The organism is Francisella marina (genome assembly GCF_008369785.1).
In the GTDB taxonomy this organism is placed as follows: domain Bacteria; phylum Pseudomonadota; class Gammaproteobacteria; order Francisellales; family Francisellaceae; genus Francisella; species Francisella salimarina.
Genome location: NZ_CP043552.1, coordinates 1,527,231 through 1,547,757, shown reverse-complemented (window position 1 = coordinate 1,547,757; position 20,527 = coordinate 1,527,231). Strand labels below are relative to the sequence as shown.

The window sequence follows — 20,527 nt, the reverse complement described above, 5'->3', positions numbered from 1 at the left end:
GATATGTCAAAGTATAACAGTGCTTCTGGTACAACAGGTGAATTAAAATCTAGATTAATTTTTGTGGTTATCGCTATATTAGTATTTAGATTAGGGGTATATATTCCTATTCCAAATATTGATCCTACTAAATTGGTCGAGATTATATCAAATCAGCACTCATCAACAGGTGGTTTGATGAGTATGTTTAATATGTTCTCTGGTGGCGCTCTTACTCAAATGAGTATCTTTGCATTGGGTGTGATGCCATATATTTCGGCATCTATTATTTTTCAGATGCTTTCAGCTGTATATCCTAAATTTATAGAGCTTAAAAAAGAAGGTGAATCTGGTCAAAAGAAGATAACCCAATATACAAGATATTTGACACTTGCTTTGGCTATAGTACAATCATTTGGTATTGTTGCATTTGTATTGCATCAAGATGGCTTAGTGACTACAAGCAATATGGGGTTATTTTATTTAACTACAATTGTTTCTGTTACTACTGGTAGTATGTTTTTAATGTGGTTGGGTGAGCAAATTACAGAAAGAGGTGTAGGTAACGGTATATCACTACTAATCTTCTCTGGTATCGTTGCTAATCTACCATTTGAAATTTCTAATACGCTATCTCAAGCTAATCAACATGTAATATCTTACTTATCTGTTTGGGTTCTATTGATACTTCTTTTGCTTGTTATTGCTTTTGTGGTATTCATGGAGAGTGCTCAAAGAAAAATTACAGTAAACTATGCTAAAAGGCAGCAGGGTAGAAAAATGTTTGCTGCTCAGACTAGCCATCTACCATTAAAGTTAAATATGGCAGGTGTGATTCCAGCAATCTTTGCATCATCTATACTTATGGTGCCTGGTGTGTTGCTTGGTTGGTTATCTAACTATAATTCACTTGGTTGGTTTGCAGATGTTGCAGAAATGTTGCAACCTGGAAGTATTGTCTATACTGTAGTATTTGCTGCGACAATTATTTTCTTTTGTTTCTTCTATACTTCATTGGTGTTTAATCCAAAAGAAACAGCAGATAATCTGAAAAAATCTGGAGCTTACATTTCTGGTGTAAGACCTGGTGAGCAGACAGCTAAGTATATTGATGCAGTTATGACTAGACTAACTTTAGTAGGTTCACTTTATATTACAGCTATATGTTTATTACCAATTTTTGTGGTTAAGTTCTTCGCTCAAGGACTTTCATTTACATTTGGTGGTACATCTTTGCTAATTGTAGTAGTTGTGATGATGGACTTTATGGCTCAAGTTAGATCTCATATGATGTCAACACAATATGATTCTTTACTAAAGAAAGCAAATCTTAGTGGTAAGAGAAAATAGAGAAATATTATTGGAGAAATTAAAATGAAAGTTAGAGCTTCAGTTAAGAAAATGTGTAGAAACTGTAAAGTTATCAAACGTAATAGAGTAGTTCGTGTGATATGTACAGACCCTAGACATAAGCAAAGACAAGGTTAAACAATCAAGCAAATTAAATAAAGCTTGATTATTTGTTTTTAAAAAGCTATCCTAGCAAGTTACAAAATGCGATAGATAGTAACTAAATTAAGAATAATTATTAGGAGTGAATTAGATGGCTCGTATAGCTGGTGTTAATATTCCTGTTCATAAACATACAGTGATAGGATTAACTTCAATTTATGGAATAGGTAAAACAAGAGCGCAACAAATTTGCCAATCTTGCAAAGTAGATCCAACTGTTAAAATTAAAGATTTATCTGAAGAACAGATTGAAATTTTGAGAACAGAAGTTGCTAAATTTACGGTAGAAGGTGATTTGCGCCGTGAAGTTTCTATGGACATAAAAAGACTTATGGACTTAGGTTGTTTCAGAGGTAGAAGACATCGTCGTAGCCTTCCTGTAAGAGGACAAAGAACGAAGACTAATGCACGTACTCGTAAAGGTCCAAGAAAGCCAATCAAGGCGTAAAATACAATTATAACTATAAAGATTAAAGGGTAGATTATATGGCTAAGTCTGTTAGATCATCAAAGAAAAAAGTAAAAAGAGTAGTGACTGATGCAGTTGCTCATATTTACTCATCTTTTAATAACACTATAGTAACTATCACAGATAGACAAGGTAATGCTTTATCTTGGGCTACTTCTGGTGGTAGTGGCTTTAGAGGTTCGAGAAAAAGTACACCTTTTGCTGCTCAAGTAGCTGCTGAAAGAGCCGCTGATATGGCTCTTGAGTATGGTGTTAAAAACGTAGATGTTTTAGTAAAGGGACCAGGTTCAGGTAGAGACTCTGCTGTTAGAGCTTTAAATGCTAAAAACTTAAAAGTTACAAGCATAACAGATGTGACTCCATTACCGCATAATGGTTGTCGTCCTCCTAAGAAACGTCGTGTTTAATATTTTAAAGGGAAATTAATAATGGCTAGATATCTAGGACCAAAATGTAAGCTTTCTAGAAGAGAAGGTACTGACTTATTTTTAAAAAGTGGTGTAAAAGCTAACGACGAAAAATGTAAAATGAATACTGCACCGGGTCAACATGGAGCAAGAAGAGCGCGCCTATCTGACTATGGTTTACAGTTAAGAGAAAAGCAAAAAGTTCGTCGTATGTATGGTGTTTTAGAAGGTCAATTCAAAAAATACTATCTTGAAGCTAATAGAAGAAAAGGTAACACAGGTGCTACTTTATTAGAGATATTAGAGTCAAGACTAGACAATGTTGTTTATAGAATGGGTTTTGCTGCTACGCGTGCAGAAGCTAGACAACTTGTTGTACATAAAGGTATTATGCTTAATGGACATACTTGTAATGTTCCTTCAGCGCAAGTTAAATCTGGTGATATAGTTGCAGTTAGAGAGAAAGCTAAAAAGCAGTTAAGAATTCAAAATGCTGTTGAGCTTGCTAAGCACAGAAAAGAACTTTCTTGGATTGATGTAAATACTGATTCACTAGAAGGTACTATGAAGTCTTCACCGGATAGATCAGAATTATCTGCAGATATAAATGAACAATTAATCATCGAGCTTTACTCTAAGTAATAATTTTATTATTTTTTAAAGACTCGTATATAGCCTTATTTCAAGGAGATTTTTTTAGTGAGTAATAATAATTCAAATCAGGAATTTGTACCTAATATACAGCTTAAAGAAGAGTTAGGGGCTTTTGGATATAAAATTCAAGTTTCTCCTGTAGAAAAAGGTATGGCTCATATCCTTGGTAACTCTATTAGAAGATTTTTGTTATCTTCATTATCAGGTGCTTCTATTATCAAAGTCAATATAGATGGTGTGTTACATGAATATTCGACTTTAGAAGATGTTAAAGAAGATGTTGTTGAGATTGTTTCTAATCTAAAAAAAGTTGCAATAAAGCTTGATAAAAGTGTAGCAAAAGTAGAATTAGAACTATCAGTAACTAAATCTGGTGTTGTAACTGCAGGAGATTTTAAAACAACTCAAGGCATAGAAATTATCAACAAAGATCAGCCTATTGCTACTCTAACTAACGAAAGAGAGTTTAGTCTGACAGCTACTGTTAGTGTGGGTAGAAATGTCGGAATTCTTTCGGCACTACCAACTGAGCTAGAAAATGTTGGAGACATCGCTGTTGATGCGGATTTCAATCCTATAAAAAGAGTTGCTTTTGAAATTTTTGATAATGGAAATAGTGAGACATTAGAAGTGTTTGTGAAAACAAATGGTACTATTGAACCACTAGCTGCTGTTACAAAAGCACTAGAGTATTTCTGTGAACAAATATCTGTATTTGTATCTCTTAGAGTACCAAGTAATGGTAAGACTGGAGATGCACTATTAGATTCTAATATTGATCCTATATTACTTAAACCAATTGATGACCTAGAGTTAACCGTTAGATCATCTAACTGCTTAAGAGCAGAGAATATTAAGTATTTAGGTGACTTAGTACAATATTCAGAGTCGCAGCTTATGAAGATACCTAATTTAGGTAAAAAATCTCTAAATGAGATCAAGCAAATATTAATAGACAATAGTTTATCTTTAGGTGTTCAAATTGATAACTTTAGAGAACTAGTTGAAGGAAAATAAATATATAGTAATCATATAATATTAACTATAAAGGAGTAATTACTATGAGACATCGTAAAAAAGGAAGTAAGTTCGGAAGAACTAGTAGTCATAGAAAAGCTATGTTTAAGAATATGTCAGCATCTTTGATTAATCATGAGCTTATTAAAACTACTTTACCTAAAGCAAAAGAGTTAAGAACTATAGTTGAGCCTTTAGTTACTTTAGCTAAAAGAGAACATAAGCTAAGAAATGAATTAGATGTTAACTCTAATGAGTTTAAAGCACAATCTGTTGCTCTTAGAAGACAAGCTTTTGATTTCTTAAGAAATAAAGCTGCTGTTACTAAGCTTTTTGAAGAGTTTGGTGCTCGTTACGCAGAAAGAGCTGGTGGTTATACTAGAATTCTTAAGTGTGGTTATAGATTTGGTGATAAAGCTCCTATGGCTTTCATCGAATTGGTTGATAGACCTCAGGTAGAAGAAGCTGCTGACGAAGAATAATAATCTTTTTTCTATATTCTATATTTATCTCAAACAAATATATCTATTTTAAATTTAACTTACTCTTATAAATTTTGCTAAACTCTTAATAATAGAGTTTTGAAAAATATTATCTTATTATATGCTACAAAAAATTTATCAGAGTATAATAGTCCTTCTTGTTATTATAAATTCATTTACTTTAATTGCTCAGATCGATTATGGCGATATTAATTATTTGAATTATATAAATATAGCTTTTTCAGCTATTTTTTCTATAGAATACATTATCAGATTTTTTTTAGCACGGAGAAAGTTTGTTTTTGTTTTTGGTTTTTATAATGTTATTGATTTTATAGCGATATTTTTACCATTAATATTATCATTGTTTGGTATTAATTCTCATGAATTAATAGCATTGAGGTTACTAAGAGTATTCAAAATTTTCCAAAATACAGCGATAATGAATAGATTGATTAATGTATTTAAAAAAATCTATCTCGAACTGTTAGTATCATACTGCTTAATTTTTGTGATATTGATAATATCTTGTATCTTGATGTTTTATGCTGAGCATGAAGCCCAACCTCAGGTTTTTTCATCTATATCTAATACTTTGTGGTGGGGTGTTATTACTCTAACAACGGTAGGTTATGGAGATATGTATCCAATTACACTCTTGGGTAGATTAATAGCAGCTATAGTTTCTATGCTGGGAATTGGTGTTTTTGCTATTCCAAGTGGTTTGATTGGAGGTGCTTTTATTGACGAAATCCGCCAAGAAAGAGAGCTGGCTGCCAAAAATAAACAAAAAGCAGGATAATTATCTAAAAAGACATTTTTTATATACTAAAAAATCTTGAAAAAATAGCAATGACTCTCATATAGATACTTGTGATTAAGTTATTTGAAAAAAGTATAACAAAAGAGGGTTATATAAATGTCAGAGAAAAAATATACATTTGAAACAGAAGTTGATAAATTACTTCATCTTGTGATCCATTCACTATATTCAAACCGTGAGATATTCTTAAGAGAGCTTGTATCTAATAGTTCTGATGCTATCGAGAAGCTAAGATATGAAAGTATCTCTAATGCAGCTTTGAATGAGGATGATACTGATTATGCTATTAGAATTGATTTTGATAAAGATGCAAAAACAATTACTGTTAGTGATAATGGTATTGGTATGACTGAAGAAGAGGTTATTGAAAATCTTGGTACAATTGCAAAGTCTGGAACTAAAAAATTCTTAGAAAGCTTAACTGGCGACAAGAGTAAAGATAATGAGTTAATTGGTCAGTTTGGTGTTGGTTTCTACTCTTCATTTATCGTTGCTGATAAGGTTACAGTTAGAACAAGAAAAGCAGGTCAAGATAAAGCTCAGGCAACTAAATGGATTTCTGATGCAAAAAATGGCTTTACAGTCGAGACTATAACTAAAGACAAGCGTGGTACAGAAATAACTCTTCATATTAAAGAAGATCAATTAGATCTGCTCGAGTATCACTTACTAAAAGGTTTAGTTAATAAATATTCTGATTGTATTAATACACCGATTCAAATGAAAAAAGTTGAAACTAATGATAAGGGTGAGCAAACAATCAAAGATGAGTATGAGACTGTAAACAATACTAAAGCTATTTGGTTAAGATCAAAAGATGAAATAAGTGACGAAGAGTACCAAGAGTTTTATAAGTATATATCTCATGATTTTGCTAATGCTTTGATGTGGTCTCATAATAAAGTAGAGGGTAATCTTGAGTACAACAGCTTGCTATATATTCCAGAGAATAAGCCTTTTGATTTTTGGAATAGAGATAAAGATTATGGTTTATCTTTATATGTGCGTAGAGTATTTATTATGGAGAATAAAGAACTATTACCTCCATATTTAAGATTTGTTAAAGGTGTTATTGACTCTGCTGATTTACCACTTAATGTATCGCGTGAGATTTTACAGCATAACAAGGTTATTGATAAAATCAGAAAAGCGACTGCATCTAAGATATTAGGAGAGCTTAAAAAGCTTGCAAATAAAGATGCTGAGAAATATCAAAAATTCTGGGATAACTTTGGTCAAGTGCTTAAAGAAGGTGTTTCTGATGATCATTCAAATAAAGAGAAAATTGCTGGTTTAATGAGATTCGCAACTACAGAAAGTGGTGATGCCAAGCAAACAGTTTCTTTAGCTGACTACATCTCACGTATGAAAGATGGTCAAGATACTATCTACTATATTACATCTGATAGTTATAAGGCTGCTGCAAATAACCCACAACTTGAAGCATTCAAGAAGAAAGGTATCGAAGTTATCTTGATGACAGATAGAATCGATGAATGGATGATGTCTACTTTGACTGAGTTTGATGGTAAGCATATGAAGTCTATTATCAAGGGTGATATCGATCTTGATAAATTTGAGACTCCAGAGAATAAAGAAAAATTCGAGAAAGAAGCGAAAGACTTTGAGAAAGTTTTAAAAGAAATTAAAGAAGTTCTAAAAGATAAAGTTGAAGATGTACGCTTGTCTAAGCGTTTGACAGATTCTCCAAGCTGTGTGGTTGTAAATGACTATGGTATGAGTCTACACATGCAGAAGATGATGGAAGAAGCTGGTCAAGGATTTATGCATGGTATGGGTATGAAGCCTATTCTTGAGCTTAATGCAGAACATAATTTAGTACAAAAATTAAAAGATGAAGCTGATACTGAAGTATTTGGAGACTTATCAGAGCTTTTACTTCTTCAGGCAATGTTTGTTGAAGGTGCTAAGATAGAAGATCCAATGGCCTTTGTTAAGCTTGTGAACAAATATATCAAATAGTTTTTCTTTTTATTCTATTCTTTTTTCTTAATCATCTTATCTAGAAATATATTTTTTAATTTGTTTTTAAATCTCCCATCAAAATGTATAAAAGAGCTTTTTGCACAAATTTTCTATTTAAACTTTGTTGGAAAATAACCGAACATTTGTCATCCGGGAGATCTTCGCTAACTTCTTTGCCTCTTTCCATAGGCATACAGTGCATAAAGATAGCATTATCATTTGCATATGACATTAGTTCTTTATTTACCTGGAATCCTGCGAAAGAATCTTCTGCTGTTGGCTCAAAACCCATGCTACACCAGACATCAGTATATACAGCGTCACATCCTCTGACAGCTTCTTTAGGGTCATCAAAACCTTTAACAATACTTAGATCTTGAAGTTGATCTAAAATCTTTTGATTTGGTTTATGACCTTCTGGACAAGCGTAATGTACTTCCAAGCCGATAGTATTAGCTAATAATAACAAACTGTATAAAATATTGTTAGAATCACCTATATAAGCTATTTTTAGTGAGTCTAAACTACCAAAAACTTCTTTTAATGTTAGTAAGTCTGCTAATGTTTGACAAGGATGATATAAATCTGTCAAAGCATTTATAATTGGAACTTTAGAGTAAGAAACCATTTCCTCAACATCGCTATCTGCGAAAGTTCTAATCACAACAGCAGAACAATAGTTTTGTATCACTCTAATAAAATCTTTGGGTTGTTCATTTTTTCTAGAGGCAGAGACGCTCTCGATTAGATTACCACCCATTTCGATAATAGCAGCAGAAAAACTAAAACGAGTTCTAAGAGATGGTTTATCAAAAATCAGCGCAATAATCTTATCTTTTAAGGCATGGTTATATTTTTGAGGGTTAGTTTTCATATCCTGGGCTATTTGCATTATATTTTCAAAATCCTTAGTTGTTATTTCTGCCCCAGAAAGTAGATGATTAAAAGATAAGTTTTTCATATTCCTCCTCCAAATACACAAGTTGTTCCTAGTTCTTCTGCATTAAATAATATTTTTTTTGTTAAAATTTTTTCTTGATTACCATTTAGTATGCTAATGGTTTTTTTTGAGCAATTTAAAAAGTTTTTTATTGAGTCAAGCTTGATACTCATTCCACCAACAGCTGTTTTATTTTCAATAAGTTTTGAAATATCTTTTACTGAAAGGCTTTTGATTAAATTACCATTATTATCAAGTACACCATTTTGATCAGTAATATAGATAAGCTCATCGACATCACAAATAATAGCTAGCTCTGATGCAACATTATCTGCATTGACATTTACTGACTCAAATTTATCGGTAAGACAAATCGTTGCAACTATAGGTATTAGCCCTTGAGGTAGAGATTTTAGAATAACTGTAGGATCAACATCTTTGACTAAACCAACATAACCATATTTATCTTTATCGATTAGGCTACAAGTAACTAAGTTACTATCCTCACCAGATATGCTAATACCATCTAAATTAATACTACTAAACATTTGCGAGAGCTTTTTGTTAACTCTGTATAGAGCCATTTGAATTATCTCCATATGTTCTTTTGGAGTAACTCTTAAACCATCTAGAAATTTTGTTTGAACATTGTGCTTTTCTAGACACTTGGTTATAAATTTACCACCACCGTGGACAATGATTATTTCTGCCCCAGCTTCTTTTAGGTTTTTTATATCAATACATAGGTTTTTCATCACTTTTTCATCTTCAAGTACTGAGCCACCTAGTTTTATTAAGATTCTTTTACTTGCTAATTCTTTCATGATAAATAATCCGCATTTATATTTACATATTGCTGAGTTAGGTCACAGCCCCATGCTATTGCTTGTTGGTTTCCTTGAGAAAATGTGACATCAATAGTTACAGTATCTTCTTTCATGGCATTTTTAAGATTTGTTAAATCATCTAAAACAGGTAGACCGTTTGTGAAGATCTTCTGTCCTTGCATAAATATCTGACAACTTTCTAGAGTTTGCTCATCTATATCAACTTCGCCAATTTTTGCTAAAACTCTTCCCCAATTTGGAGATTCCCCATATATTGCTGTTTTGACTAAAGAGCTAGAGATTATCTTCTTTGCTAATTCTTTGGAAAGGCCTATATCATTTAGACCAGTAACTTTTGCTTCGATAAGCTTGGTTGCTCCTTCGCCATCACGAGCTATGCTTTTAGCTAAAATCACAGCTATTTCATGTAATGATTCTTTGAATATCTTTATATCTTCATCAGATGAAACTTTTATACCACTTGCGCCATTTGCCAGCATAAATACACAATCATTTGTAGACATATCACCATCTACTGAGATCATATTGAAACTGTTATCACTTGACTCTCTAAGGATTTCTTGAGCTAAACGAATATCTATATCAGCATCTGTTAGAAAATATCCAAGCATTGTTGCCATATTCGGGTTTATCATTCCAGAACCTTTGCAAATTCCAGTAATAGTGATTTCCCCTGTGGATAGCTGTATTTTCTTATAGACAGATTTAGGTAGTAGGTCTGTTGTTAGTATTGAGATTGCAAATTTATCAGCAATATTAGATACGCTATTTACTAGTTTTGGTATAGCAGATGTTATTTTATCAGTAGCCATTTGCTGACCAATAACACCAGTGGAGGCAATCAAAACTTGCTCAGATGAACAGTTTAATTCTGTCGCTAAACTATCAACTACCTGCTGGTTGTGTTTATCGCCTATTTCTCCTGTTGCAGCATTAGCTTGACCACTATTTGTTATGATCGCTTTGATATTACCTGCTGGTAACAAATTCATACAATATTTAATCGGTGCAGCTTTGTATTTATTTTTTGTAAAAACTCCTACAGCTTTACAGTTTTCTTCTGAAATTATAACTCCTAGATCTGGACGATAGAGCCTAACACCACAGTTTACACCACCTGCTAAAAATCCTTTTGGTAATTTTGTTCTAAATAAGCTCTCCATGTCTATCTCCTTTTTTATAATCCTGTGGTTATAGGAAGCCCGTAATAGCTGTTTAAATTCTCAATCGCTTGAGTAACAGCGCCTTTTAGTAAGTTATCGATAAAAGAAAAAATTATGATTTTATTATTTTTAATCGAAAATCCTAAATGAGTGCGGGGTGTGCCAACTATGCTTTTAATTGACAGAAATGATGATACTTCTGTACTATCTGTCTCTGCTGCTATATCAATGAATTTAAATAAAGGATAGTCAGCATATTCTTTGTTATAAGCATCGCTAACTAAACCTCTAATATTCTCTTCTGAAGTTGTAGTTTCTAAATTTAAATCAGCATAAATTGTCATCGCAATTCCAGAATGAATCGGTAACATACTTGTGTTGAAATAAAGCTCATCTTCTTTAATATCAAACTCTGCTAAAGCTTTTAGAATCTCAGGAATATGTTGATGTTTACCAATCTTATATGGAAAAAAGTTGTTAAGCATCTCTGAGAACATTAGATCTTGTCTTGGTTTTTTCCCTGCTCCAGAGACTCCTGATTTGGCATCTATAATTATATTGTTGGATTTTATTAGATTATGCTTTAGTAGGGGGAGTAGTGATAATAATGCGCATGTGGCATAGCATCCGGGGTTCGCTATTATGGTATCTTGCTGAGTAAATTTAACATATGGAGAAAGTCCATATTTGGCACCTTGTTCTATGCCTTCAATAGAGTGAGATAATCTATACCAAGATGCTAATAAATCTTTATCTAGTCTAAAAGCGCCACTTAAATCTAAGACCTTTGTTTTTATATTCTTCTCATAGAGCTTTTGTAGTATCTCTATAGAAATCTCTGCTGGTGTAGCTAATAATAAAAAATCCACGTCGAAGTTTTCAGCACTTAATTCATCCAAAGAATATGTGTATTCTTTATTTTCTTGCTTAGATATTCCTAAGCTCCCAACTAATTTAAAATGGAGGTGTTTACTTATTAATTCTTTAAGAAGCTGGCCTGTGTAACCATTTATTCCAGCTATGCATATTTTCGAAATCATTATTTGCTCACAACTCATAATACTTGATGAACACTGTAACATTTTAAAAACTTGCTGTGAATAATTATTTACCAAAAAAGAATAAAAATTTACAATAAGGATTAATTTGTGTTTATTTATTCATTTGTTGTGAGAGAGAAAGTTATGGAAACAGTTGTTGATATTACAAAGCAGTATGGTGCAAATATAGTAGCAGCCATGCCTATAAATATAGTCAAAGGGGAAAATGCTTATGTATATGATGGTTTGGGTAAAAAATATATCGATATGGCAACAGGAATTTCATCAGTAAATTTTGGCCATAATAATCCAAAGATTATTGAAGAATTATTCAAACAAGCAAATAAAATTTCAGTTGTGCCAAGACTTTTTCACAATGAGCCTTTGGCAAATTTATTAAAGAAAGCTTGTGAGCTAACAAATATGGATAAGGCTATAGTTATGAATAGTGGTGCTGAAGCTATAGAGACTGCAATAAAAGTAGCAAGAAAGTGGGGATATGTAAAAAAGCAGATTCCAGATGGTTTGGTAGAAATAATAACTTTCAATAATAGCTTTCATGGTAGAACAATAACGGCAATAGGCACATCATCGAATCATGCGTATAAAGATAAGTTTGGCCCTATGCCTCAAGGTTTTATCTCAATACCTTATAATGACTTAGATGCTCTTGAAAAAGCTATTACAAAAAATACAGCAGCAATAATTATTGAGCCTATCCAAGGTGAGGGTGGAGTGATTATTCCAGATGAGGAGTATTTGTATAAGTGCCAAGAAATTTGCAAAAAGAATAATGTGCTGTTTATTCTAGATGAGATACAAACAGGTATGGGACGTACTGGCAAAAATTTTGCTAAAGAGCATTATGGTTTAGATCCTGATGGGATGACATTGGGGAAATCTTTGGGAGGAGGAGTATTACCTATTTCACTGTTTCTAGGCAAAGAAGATCTTATGGAAGTGTTACACCACGGTGATCATGGTAGTACTTTTGGAGGAAATCCATTGGCTTCTGCTATAGCGTATAAGGCTCTTAGTATTTTGGATGAAGAATCTTTAGCTGAGAGAGCTGAAGCTTTAGGAAGCTTATTTGTAGATCAGTTAAAAAAAATAAATTCTAAATATATCCAAGAAATAAGAGCAAAAGGCTTATTTATTGCTTTGCAAATATATCCGCAATATTTTGAGAGTTTTTATCAAGAACTTTTAAATCTAGGAATACTTGCTGTAAAAACTAGAAATAATACTATTCGACTTCTACCACCATTGACTATAGGCGAAGAAACTATTTTAGAAGCTGTGAGTATAATAAAAAATCTAAATCTTTGAAAATAAAAAGTTTTCTATGTTCGTTTTTAATTTTTTAATATTTTTGATTGATGATGGAGCAACAAAAATTGTGTCATCACCGGCTACTATACCAATTATTTCAAAGCTATTTTTATTATAGTCTAAAGTTCTTGCTACTAATTGTGCAGCACCTGGTGCAGTATCGATTATAACAATAGCTTCATTTGCATCAATCTTGATAACTAATGATGAAATATTATCAGTCATTATCGGAGGAGCTGGCTCATTAGGTATTTTATATACTAGAGTACTTTTTTCATTTTTGACTTTAACGGCACCGATTTTTTTGAGCATTCTATTAACTTTTGACTGGCTAGCACTATAGCCTAGGCGCTCCAAAGTATCACAGATATCGTTCTGAGAAGAAAATTCTTTGCTAAGAATGAGCTGTCTTAGATCGTTATAAATATCAGATTTATCCATAAATTTTCCTTAAATAAACTAACTTCAGCTTTCGTTATTTTAACGATATTGAGATATCGAAATTATAAGCTTTTCAGAAGAATATATCTATTTTTTGCAAAAATACTAGAATTATTTATTTAGTTTAAGTTTGATAGCTACATAAGCATCACGGAAAGATAGACCTTGTTCTACTAATTTATATACTTCTTCGGTAGCATACAAGTCAGGGGTCATTGCTTGCTCTAGTTTATCTATATGAACATTCAAATCCTTGATTGTTGAGTTAAATAATAAAGCGGTATCTTCGATTAGAGTTATAGCTTCAAAGAATGGTAGTTTTGTTAGTTGGTAGTCACGATTATAACCACTAGGGACACTATCAATTATAGAAGTGATTTGTTGGAGGTAACCTTGATACAGTTTTGCATTGCCTCTCATAATTTCAAATAAATCATAATTACGTTTTTGAGGCATAATTGATGACCCTGTCGTATATGAGTTGCTTAGACTAAAGTAATCAAATTCTGCCATTGTAAATAACATCATATCATTAGCAAATCTTGAGTAGATACTCATAGGATTTGATAGTGTTTGAAGAATTAGCTTCTCAAAATATCCTCTAGAGAATGCACAATAAATAGGGTTGTCTTGTGTTCTATTAAAACTAAGTAGTTCGGTGGTATATTCTTTATCATGTTTGAAGTTGCTGATACCAAATCCTGATGCTGATCCTAGGGGGTTTTGGTTAATAACTTTGCTAGTAGCTGATATTAATAACAGAGTGTCTGCTAGCGCATCAGCAAAAGAACCCAACCAAGTTGCAACCGTAGTTGGCATTGCTTTTTGCATGTGCGTATAGCCAGGCATGGGTATGTTTTTGAATTTACTAGCTTTAGAGCGAAGAGTGTAGATATTCTCTTGAATAGTTTTTTCTAAGAATTGAATCTTATCTATCATGAAAAGACGTAGCATCACTAATGACTGATCATTTCTACTTCTACCTGTGTGTATCTTTTTGCCAACTTCACCATAGTGCGTACATAAATACTGTTCAATTGCAGTATGACCATCTTCTTGATCTTGAGTTATTCTAAATTCATTGTTAGATAGGAGCTCTTGTATTTCTTGTAATCCTTTTTTGAGAAGATTAAGTTCATCTTTAGTAATGACTTTCATCTTATAAAGCATTTTTGCATGAGCTAAACTAGCTTGTAGATCGTATTTTAATAGTTTCTGATCAAGTATATAGTCCTGACCTACAGTATATTTTTCAACTATAGGTAAGAGCTTATCTGTTTCTGTTTGCCAAAGTTTTTTGCTCATAATATTATTTCTTATTTTTCATTATTGAATATGCTGTACGTTGAGCTAAGCTATGAAGTTCTATAAATCCAGCAGAAGCATTATGATTAAATAAATCGCCACCAGCTTCAAAAGTTGCTAACTCAGGTTTTAGCATAGAAAATGGTGATTCGACTGCTACTACTTCTATATTACCTTTATATAAAGATACAGTCACTTTTCCTGTTACTTTTTTATTTTGCTCTTCGATAAATGCAAGAATATTATTCATAACAGGGTTATACCATTCAGCAGCATAAGCAAGGTAAGCCCATTTGTTGTCCATAAATGTTTTTAGCTCATTTTCCTGACGGGTAGAAACAAGTTGCTCAAGCTTTTTGTGAGCAGCTATTATAATGCTAGCACCTGGGTTTTCATAAATACCTCTAACTTTTAGACCAATCAATCTATCTTCAATAAGGTTAAATACCCCAACACCATGTTCGCCACCTATTTTATTAGATTGCATTATTAGCTCTGATAAAGGCATAGCTTTTCCATCTAGCTTGGTTGGTATACCTTCGACAAACTCTAGGGTAATATTTTGTGGTTTATCAAGGGCATTTTCTGGAGTCTTACACCATTGTAAGATGGCTTCTTTAGGAGCTATAAGGTTAGAGTGCTCTATTTCACCACCTTCTGCGGTATTACCCCACATATTTTCATCATAAGAGTAAGGTTTATCTTTTTGTTGCTTAACTGGAATACCATGTTTTTCAGCATATTCTAATTCTTGTTCTCTACCCATTCCCCATTCTCTAACAGGGGCGATTGTTTTTATATTATCATCTAATGTTGTTAGATAGCTTTCAAAACGAACTTGATCATTGCCTTTGCCCGTACAGCCATGGGCAACCACTTGGCAATCATATTTCTTAGCTACTTCAACAGCTATCTCTGAAATAATAACTCTGCCAAGAGGAGTTGAAAGAGCATAGCCACCTTGATAATCAGCATTTGCTTTAATAGCTTTGCTTATAACCTCATCTGCAAAACGATTTTTGGCATCATATACCACAGCATCTATCGCACCTAGGCTGATAGCTTTTTGTTTTATTTGTTCTAGATTATCAGCAACTTGACCAATATCTATAGTTAAGGCAACAACTTCAACATCATATTCTTCTTGAATCCACTTGAGCATAACTGATGTATCAAGCCCACCTGAGTATAGTAGAAGACAACGTTTGAAATCACCTTTTTTTGCTTCATGACTTGCGACTTTTTGATATGAGATTGACATTTTTACTACCAGTTGTTTATTTGAATATTTATTCATATTATCAAATTAATATTCAATATCAAGGATTTTATTGCGTATAATGTGAATAAATATTTACATGGTTGAGATTTTATTTATATCCTATGTACACAGCTATAATTATCATAATAGAGCTTAAAGTCATTAGATATAGATAGAATTTAAAGATGAATTTTAGCCATAACCCATAAGGTATTCTTGCAACACCAAGTACAGCCATAAGTGTAGCTGATGTAGGCATTAAGCAATGTGTCCAGCCATCACCAAGTTGGAATGCTAAGACAGCAATTTGCCTACTTAGGCCCGTTAGGTCTGCTAATGGCGACATAATTGGCATGGTAAGAGCTGCTTGGCCTGAGCCAGATGTAACAAAGAAGTTAAATATAGACTGGAAGAAAAACATCCCTATAGCAGATACATATTCATTGGTACCTGATATAGCTTCTGAAGCATAGTGTAATATGGTGTTTAGCATAGTGTAATCTTGGGGGTTAGAGCCTCCCATAAGATATATCAGACCATAAGCAAAACCAATGATTAAACAAACAGGTAAAAGATCTTTGGCACCATTTTTGAAAGCATCAATAACAATGCTTAAGTTCATACCATTTACTTTACCAACTATAGCAAACAGCCCAGTTAATAGTCCTAGTATTGTAAAAAGTGTCGCAATTTCGGGGATATAATAGCCTAGTTCTACTACGCCATACACTAGCCATATTATCGTAGCGATTAAACTCAAGAGTATTAACCATGAATAGATACACATTTTTTGTGTTTGTTCTAAGCTATGTTCATCAGAGTTTCTATAGAAATTATCATAAATATACATAGGTGAGGATTGAGGTTTCTTTTGTATTTTTAGTGCATAGATGATTGCAAAAATACTTATAGATAGAGTAAATACAAACCACATAATAATTCTAAAAAGGCTGCCTGATAATATTGGAATTTCTGCAATTCCTTGAGCAATACTAACTGAGAAAGGATTCATCCAAGAAGTTGCAAACCCTATTTGAGTCGCTAAGTAGATAACCACAGTGCAAGTCAGAGCGTCAAACCCAATAAGTACAAAAATTGGCACAAGCAACATTATAAAAGGAATCGTTTCCTCTCCCATACCAAATACAGCGCCGCCTAAAGAAAAAATAAAACATAAAACAGGCAGTAGGATGATTTTGTTATTTTGGAATTTATTTACTACTCTAAGAATTGATTGGTCAATAACTTTTGTTTTAAGAAGAACTCCGAAAGAGCCTCCTATAATTAATAAGAAAGCTATAATTGCAACAGCGCCACCATCTTTTGATCCTGAGGTTATACCATTGTATATAAAATTAGTAAAACCTCGATTTTGATTATTTTCGGCTGCAAAGACTTTGACAGGGGATGTTTCTGGATTTCCTTGAGAATCTAACTTATATTGAAAGCTATCAGCAACTAATACATTTCTAGAATATGTTTGGCCATCTGAAGAGTATTGGATTTTTTTTACATCAAATTTACCAACTGGTATGAAATAGCTTGTGATAGCTACGAGGATTGCGATACAGAATAGTATAACTAAAGTATCAGGCATTTGTATTTTTTTTTGACTTCTCATCTATGGAATAATTTTATTATGAGTATTTATTTAGATTATCAGCATTTGATAAAAAAAGGATACAAAAATTAACGAAGATTGTCATATTTTCAAATAGCAACATGCCCTTAAAAATGTTATTATTATGTTCCATGATTTTTTATATTTTCATGTGTTCAAATGAATCCAAATACTAAAATTATTTTTGTAACAGGTGGCGTTGTATCGTCGTTGGGTAAAGGTGTAACGGCAGCTTCTTTAGCTACTCTTTTAGAAAGTCGTGGTTTAAATGTAACTATGATGAAGCTCGACCCATATATAAATGTTGATCCAGGGACAATGAGCCCATTACAGCATGGTGAAGTTTTTGTAACTGAAGATGGGGCAGAGACTGATCTTGACTTGGGTCACTATGAGCGTTTTATTCGTAATAAAATGACTCAAGCAAGCAACTTTACAACTGGTAAGGTTTACCAAAGTGTTTTAAGAAGGGAGCGTAAGGGCGACTATCTCGGTGCTACTATACAAGTAATACCTCACATCACAGATGAAATAAAAAGACGAGTATGTGAAGGGATTGCTGAGGATGTTGATGTGGCAATTGTTGAAATTGGTGGAACTGTAGGTGATATAGAGTCTCAGCCATTTTTAGAAGCAATACGACAGCTAAGAATTGAGCTTGGTAGAAATAGGACATTATTTGTACATCTGACTCTGCTCCCATATATAAAAGTAGCTGGAGAGTTGAAGACAAAGCCAACGCAGCATTCAGTTAAAGAATTACGAGGGATTGGAATTCAGGCTGATATGTTAGTTTGTCGCTGTGAGAAAAAGTTTGATGAAAGTGAGAAGCGTAAAATTGCTCTTTTCACGAATGTTGATCAAGATTGTATATTCACAGCTGAAGATGTTGATACTATTTATGAAGTGCCACTTAAGTATAATCATCAAGGTTTTGATGCTAAGTTGGTTGAACTATTAAACCTTAACACAAAAGAAGCAGATCTATCTGAGTGGCAAAATGTTGTAAGTACCATTAGAAACGTCAAAGGTGAAGTAACTGTCGCAATGGTAGGTAAGTATGTATCTCTTACAGAAGCATATAAGTCTCTTAACGAAGCCCTTTATAATGCAGGTTATAAAAGAGGTGTTAAAGTGAAAATAAAATTTGTTGACTCTGAAGAGGTTAATGATACTAATGTAGAGTCATTCTTTAACGATGCTGATGCTATTTTAGTACCTGGTGGCTTCGGTAGCAGAGGTGTTGAGGGTAAAATAGTCTCTATTAGGTATGCTCGAGAAAATCAAATTCCTTTTTTGGGTATTTGTTTGGGGATGCAGTTAGCAGTTGTGGAGTATGCTAGAAATGTATTGGGTATACAAGATGCACATTCAAGTGAATTAGATCCATCAACCTCTAATCCAGTTATAGGTTTAATAACAGAGTGGCAAGCAGAGGATGGTACTATACACCAAAGAACTCATGAGTCGGATCTAGGTGGTACAATGCGTCTAGGTGGGTATAAATGTGTGTTAAAAGCAGGTTCCCGTGCTAGAGAAATTTATCAGGCAGATGAGGTAATTGAAAGACACCGTCATAGATATGAAGTAAATAATAATTATGTTGATCGTTTAGAAAGTGCGGGTCTGATTTTCTCAGGAAGATCTGAAGATGATAAGTTAATGGAGCTAATAGAAATTTCTGAACACAAATGGTTTATAGCTTGCCAAGCTCATCCAGAATTTACATCTACTCCTAGATATGGGCATAAATTATTTGAATCATACATTCAAGCAGCTATCGAAAAATCTAATAAATAATCCCTAGTTTTGAAATTTTGTCAATAAAAGTGATATAATCTGAATTAACTAAGAATTGGAGAATTAATTAAATGAGTAATCAAAGAACTTTATCTATTATTAAACCTGATGCTGTAGAAAAGAATATAATCGGAGAAATTTACAGACGTTTTGAGAAGTCTGGTTTGAAAGTTGTTGCAGCTAAAATGAAACATTTGTCAAAAACAGAGGCCGAAGGCTTCTATGCAGTGCATAAAGACAGACCGTTTTTTAGCGCTCTTGTGGAGTTTATGATTTCAGGTCCTGTGATGATACAGGTATTAGAAGGTGAAAATGCGATAGCTAAGAATCGTGAGTTAATGGGTGCTACAAACCCTAAAGAAGCAGAAGCTGGAACAATTAGAGCTGATTTTGCTGATAGCATTGATGCTAATGCTGTGCACGGTTCAGATGCTCCAGAAACAGCAGCACAAGAAATTAAGTATTTCTTTAGTGATATAGAGATTGTTGGCTAAGCCGGTCTATATCGAATAATACCTAGGAGGAGATTGATAATGAGTTGGTTAACTAGAGTAATTGGTAGAAGTCTTGGTTTAGAAGCACAGAAAAAAGATATGCCTACAGGAGTTTGGAGTCAGTGTCCAAGCTGTGGAGTAACGTTGTACTCTGAAGAGTTACATAATAATAAGTCAGTGTGTCCAAACTGTAATTATCATTACAGAATATCTGCTAGACACAGACTAAACTTATTCTTCGATAGAGAGAGTACAAAAGAGCATTTTGCTAATATATCTCCTGTGGATATGCTTAAGTTCAAAGATACTAAGTCTTATAAAGATAGACTTTCTCAAGCACAGAAAAAAACTGAAGAACAAGATGCATTGGTAGTGATGGAAGGAACTGTAAAAGGATTCCCAGTAGTTGCTGCAGCATTTAACTTTATGTTCTTAGGTGGTTCTATGGGTTCTGTTGTAGGTGAAAAATTTACTAGAGGTGTTAAGCTTGCTATCGAGAAAAAAGTTCCTTTTGTATGCTTCACAGCAAGTGGTGGAGCTAGAATGCAAGAATCTCTATTTTCATTAATGCAGATGGCAAAGACAAGTGCTGCTTTACAAAAATTGGCAGAAGCTAAGCTACCGTATTTAGTTGTATTGACAGATCCTACTACAGGTGGTGTATCTGCGTCTTTAGCTATGCTTGGTGATGTACATCTTGCTGAACCAAAAGCTCTGATAGGTTTTGCTGGACCTAGAGTGATTGAACAGACAGTAAGAGAAAAATTACCTGAAGGATTCCAAAGAAGTGAGTTTTTGGTAGAGAAAGGCATGGTAGATATGATCGTTGATCGTAGAAACTTAAGAGAAGAAGTTGCAAAGTTAATAGATAAGCTTATGCCTAACTTGACTAAAATTAATCATTCTCAATCTCTAGAATATAAATCTGAACAGCAAGTATAGTCCTAAATTAA

21 protein-coding genes are annotated in these 20,527 nt (G+C 33.2%); 13 read left to right on the top strand and 8 right to left on the bottom strand.

Annotation, left to right across the window (positions count from 1 at the left end):
- Positions 1-3 precede the first annotated feature (3 nt).
- The 9 genes from secY to htpG all read left to right on the top strand — a co-directional run bounded on the left by secY (position 4) and on the right by htpG (position 7,326).
- On the top strand, positions 4-1,329 hold the full coding sequence (gene secY, locus F0R75_RS07620; protein WP_013922035.1) for a preprotein translocase subunit SecY: 1,326 nt from the start codon (positions 4-6) through the stop codon (positions 1,327-1,329).
- Positions 1,330-1,353: 24 nt separating this feature from the next.
- The gene (gene rpmJ / locus F0R75_RS07615; protein ID WP_003017816.1) at positions 1,354-1,467 is read left to right on the top strand and encodes a 50S ribosomal protein L36; all 114 of its coding nucleotides are present in this window, start codon (positions 1,354-1,356) and stop codon (positions 1,465-1,467) included.
- A gap of 115 nt (positions 1,468-1,582) precedes the next feature.
- A complete protein-coding gene (gene rpsM, locus F0R75_RS07610; protein WP_013922036.1) occupies positions 1,583-1,939 on the top strand; it encodes a 30S ribosomal protein S13 in 357 nt (118 codons plus the stop codon).
- 38 nt (positions 1,940-1,977) lie between these two features.
- Positions 1,978-2,367, top strand: a complete 390-nt coding sequence (gene rpsK / locus F0R75_RS07605) for a 30S ribosomal protein S11 (protein ID WP_003021583.1) — start codon at positions 1,978-1,980, stop codon at positions 2,365-2,367.
- 21 nt (positions 2,368-2,388) lie between these two features.
- Positions 2,389-3,009, top strand: coding sequence for a 30S ribosomal protein S4 (rpsD, locus tag F0R75_RS07600; protein WP_146421729.1), 621 nt, complete (start codon positions 2,389-2,391; stop codon positions 3,007-3,009).
- 57 nt (positions 3,010-3,066) lie between these two features.
- On the top strand, positions 3,067-4,038 hold the full coding sequence (locus tag F0R75_RS07595; protein ID WP_146421730.1) for a DNA-directed RNA polymerase subunit alpha: 972 nt from the start codon (positions 3,067-3,069) through the stop codon (positions 4,036-4,038).
- Positions 4,039-4,082: 44 nt separating this feature from the next.
- Positions 4,083-4,520 (top strand): 50S ribosomal protein L17, encoded by a 438-nt coding sequence (gene rplQ, locus F0R75_RS07590; protein WP_013922039.1) that lies wholly within the window; start codon positions 4,083-4,085, stop codon positions 4,518-4,520.
- Between the two features lie 121 nt (positions 4,521-4,641).
- Positions 4,642-5,322: an ion transporter gene (locus F0R75_RS07585; protein ID WP_149369148.1), complete on the top strand. Its 681-nt coding sequence runs from the start codon at positions 4,642-4,644 to the stop codon at positions 5,320-5,322.
- A gap of 117 nt (positions 5,323-5,439) precedes the next feature.
- Positions 5,440-7,326 carry a molecular chaperone HtpG gene (gene htpG / locus F0R75_RS07580; RefSeq protein WP_149377269.1) on the top strand — a complete coding sequence of 629 codons (1,887 nt, stop codon included), beginning with the start codon at positions 5,440-5,442 and terminating at the stop codon, positions 7,324-7,326.
- A 55-nt stretch (positions 7,327-7,381) separates the two neighbouring features.
- Here the strand turns inward: htpG and argF are convergent, their stop codons facing one another.
- The 4 genes from argF to argC are packed head-to-tail and all read right to left on the bottom strand — an operon-like array spanning position 7,382 to position 11,362.
- The gene (gene argF / locus F0R75_RS07575; RefSeq protein ID WP_149369150.1) at positions 7,382-8,290 is read right to left on the bottom strand and encodes an ornithine carbamoyltransferase; all 909 of its coding nucleotides are present in this window, start codon (positions 8,288-8,290) and stop codon (positions 7,382-7,384) included.
- Positions 8,287-9,093, bottom strand: coding sequence for an acetylglutamate kinase (gene argB / locus F0R75_RS07570; protein ID WP_149369151.1), 807 nt, complete (start codon positions 9,091-9,093; stop codon positions 8,287-8,289). Before argB ends, argF begins: the two co-directional genes overlap by 4 nt.
- Complete coding sequence (argJ, locus tag F0R75_RS07565; RefSeq protein ID WP_149369152.1) at positions 9,090-10,280, bottom strand: bifunctional glutamate N-acetyltransferase/amino-acid acetyltransferase ArgJ; 1,191 nt, start codon at positions 10,278-10,280, stop codon at positions 9,090-9,092. Before argJ ends, argB begins: the two co-directional genes overlap by 4 nt.
- A gap of 14 nt (positions 10,281-10,294) precedes the next feature.
- The gene (gene argC / locus F0R75_RS07560; protein ID WP_246145948.1) at positions 10,295-11,362 is read right to left on the bottom strand and encodes an N-acetyl-gamma-glutamyl-phosphate reductase; all 1,068 of its coding nucleotides are present in this window, start codon (positions 11,360-11,362) and stop codon (positions 10,295-10,297) included.
- 66 nt (positions 11,363-11,428) lie between these two features.
- Between argC and rocD the strand changes: the two genes are divergently transcribed.
- Positions 11,429-12,649: an ornithine--oxo-acid transaminase gene (rocD, locus tag F0R75_RS07555; protein ID WP_246145947.1), complete on the top strand. Its 1,221-nt coding sequence runs from the start codon at positions 11,429-11,431 to the stop codon at positions 12,647-12,649.
- Here the strand turns inward: rocD and F0R75_RS07550 are convergent.
- The 4 genes from F0R75_RS07550 to yfcC form a co-directional block, all read right to left on the bottom strand.
- Positions 12,638-13,093 carry an arginine repressor gene (locus tag F0R75_RS07550; protein ID WP_013922047.1) on the bottom strand — a complete coding sequence of 152 codons (456 nt, stop codon included), beginning with the start codon at positions 13,091-13,093 and terminating at the stop codon, positions 12,638-12,640. The two genes, rocD and F0R75_RS07550, sit on opposite strands and share 12 nt — an antisense overlap.
- 111 nt (positions 13,094-13,204) lie before the next feature.
- Positions 13,205-14,398: an argininosuccinate lyase gene (gene argH, locus F0R75_RS07545; RefSeq protein ID WP_149369153.1), complete on the bottom strand. Its 1,194-nt coding sequence runs from the start codon at positions 14,396-14,398 to the stop codon at positions 13,205-13,207.
- Between the two features lie 4 nt (positions 14,399-14,402).
- Positions 14,403-15,659, bottom strand: a complete 1,257-nt coding sequence (locus tag F0R75_RS07540) for an argininosuccinate synthase (protein WP_149369154.1) — start codon at positions 15,657-15,659, stop codon at positions 14,403-14,405.
- Positions 15,660-15,768: 109 nt separating this feature from the next.
- A complete protein-coding gene (gene yfcC, locus F0R75_RS07535) occupies positions 15,769-17,280 on the bottom strand; it encodes a putative basic amino acid antiporter YfcC (RefSeq protein ID WP_149369155.1) in 1,512 nt (503 codons plus the stop codon).
- Between the two features lie 159 nt (positions 17,281-17,439).
- Between yfcC and F0R75_RS07530 the strand changes: the two genes are divergently transcribed.
- The 3 genes from F0R75_RS07530 to accD all read left to right on the top strand — a co-directional run bounded on the left by F0R75_RS07530 (position 17,440) and on the right by accD (position 20,516).
- Positions 17,440-19,080, top strand: coding sequence for a CTP synthase (locus tag F0R75_RS07530; RefSeq protein ID WP_146421744.1), 1,641 nt, complete (start codon positions 17,440-17,442; stop codon positions 19,078-19,080).
- Positions 19,081-19,151: 71 nt separating this feature from the next.
- Positions 19,152-19,574, top strand: coding sequence for a nucleoside-diphosphate kinase (gene ndk, locus F0R75_RS07525; protein WP_149369156.1), 423 nt, complete (start codon positions 19,152-19,154; stop codon positions 19,572-19,574).
- A 39-nt stretch (positions 19,575-19,613) separates the two neighbouring features.
- On the top strand, positions 19,614-20,516 hold the full coding sequence (gene accD, locus F0R75_RS07520; RefSeq protein ID WP_146421746.1) for an acetyl-CoA carboxylase, carboxyltransferase subunit beta: 903 nt from the start codon (positions 19,614-19,616) through the stop codon (positions 20,514-20,516).
- The last annotated feature ends 11 nt before the right edge of the window (positions 20,517-20,527 follow it).

Excerpts from the sequence above, each read along its gene's own strand:
- secY (WP_013922035.1), top strand. The coding sequence starts at position 4 with ATGTCAAAGTATAACAGTGCTTCTGGTACAACAGGTGAATTAAAATCT.
- rpmJ (WP_003017816.1), top strand. The coding sequence starts at position 1,354 with ATGAAAGTTAGAGCTTCAGTTAAGAAAATGTGTAGAAACTGTAAAGTT.
- rpsM (WP_013922036.1), top strand. The coding sequence starts at position 1,583 with ATGGCTCGTATAGCTGGTGTTAATATTCCTGTTCATAAACATACAGTG.
- rpsK (WP_003021583.1), top strand. The coding sequence starts at position 1,978 with ATGGCTAAGTCTGTTAGATCATCAAAGAAAAAAGTAAAAAGAGTAGTG.
- rpsD (WP_146421729.1), top strand. The coding sequence starts at position 2,389 with ATGGCTAGATATCTAGGACCAAAATGTAAGCTTTCTAGAAGAGAAGGT.
- rplQ (WP_013922039.1), top strand. The coding sequence starts at position 4,083 with ATGAGACATCGTAAAAAAGGAAGTAAGTTCGGAAGAACTAGTAGTCAT.
- F0R75_RS07585 (WP_149369148.1), top strand. The coding sequence starts at position 4,642 with ATGCTACAAAAAATTTATCAGAGTATAATAGTCCTTCTTGTTATTATA.
- htpG (WP_149377269.1), top strand. The coding sequence starts at position 5,440 with ATGTCAGAGAAAAAATATACATTTGAAACAGAAGTTGATAAATTACTT.
- argF (WP_149369150.1), bottom strand. The coding sequence starts at position 8,290 with ATGAAAAACTTATCTTTTAATCATCTACTTTCTGGGGCAGAAATAACA.
- argB (WP_149369151.1), bottom strand. The coding sequence starts at position 9,093 with ATGAAAGAATTAGCAAGTAAAAGAATCTTAATAAAACTAGGTGGCTCA.
- argJ (WP_149369152.1), bottom strand. The coding sequence starts at position 10,280 with ATGGAGAGCTTATTTAGAACAAAATTACCAAAAGGATTTTTAGCAGGT.
- argC (WP_246145948.1), bottom strand. The coding sequence starts at position 11,362 with ATGTTACAGTGTTCATCAAGTATTATGAGTTGTGAGCAAATAATGATT.
- F0R75_RS07550 (WP_013922047.1), bottom strand. The coding sequence starts at position 13,093 with ATGGATAAATCTGATATTTATAACGATCTAAGACAGCTCATTCTTAGC.
- argH (WP_149369153.1), bottom strand. The coding sequence starts at position 14,398 with ATGAGCAAAAAACTTTGGCAAACAGAAACAGATAAGCTCTTACCTATA.
- F0R75_RS07540 (WP_149369154.1), bottom strand. The coding sequence starts at position 15,659 with ATGTCAATCTCATATCAAAAAGTCGCAAGTCATGAAGCAAAAAAAGGT.
- yfcC (WP_149369155.1), bottom strand. The coding sequence starts at position 17,280 with ATGAGAAGTCAAAAAAAAATACAAATGCCTGATACTTTAGTTATACTA.
- F0R75_RS07530 (WP_146421744.1), top strand. The coding sequence starts at position 17,440 with ATGAATCCAAATACTAAAATTATTTTTGTAACAGGTGGCGTTGTATCG.
- ndk (WP_149369156.1), top strand. The coding sequence starts at position 19,152 with ATGAGTAATCAAAGAACTTTATCTATTATTAAACCTGATGCTGTAGAA.
- accD (WP_146421746.1), top strand. The coding sequence starts at position 19,614 with ATGAGTTGGTTAACTAGAGTAATTGGTAGAAGTCTTGGTTTAGAAGCA.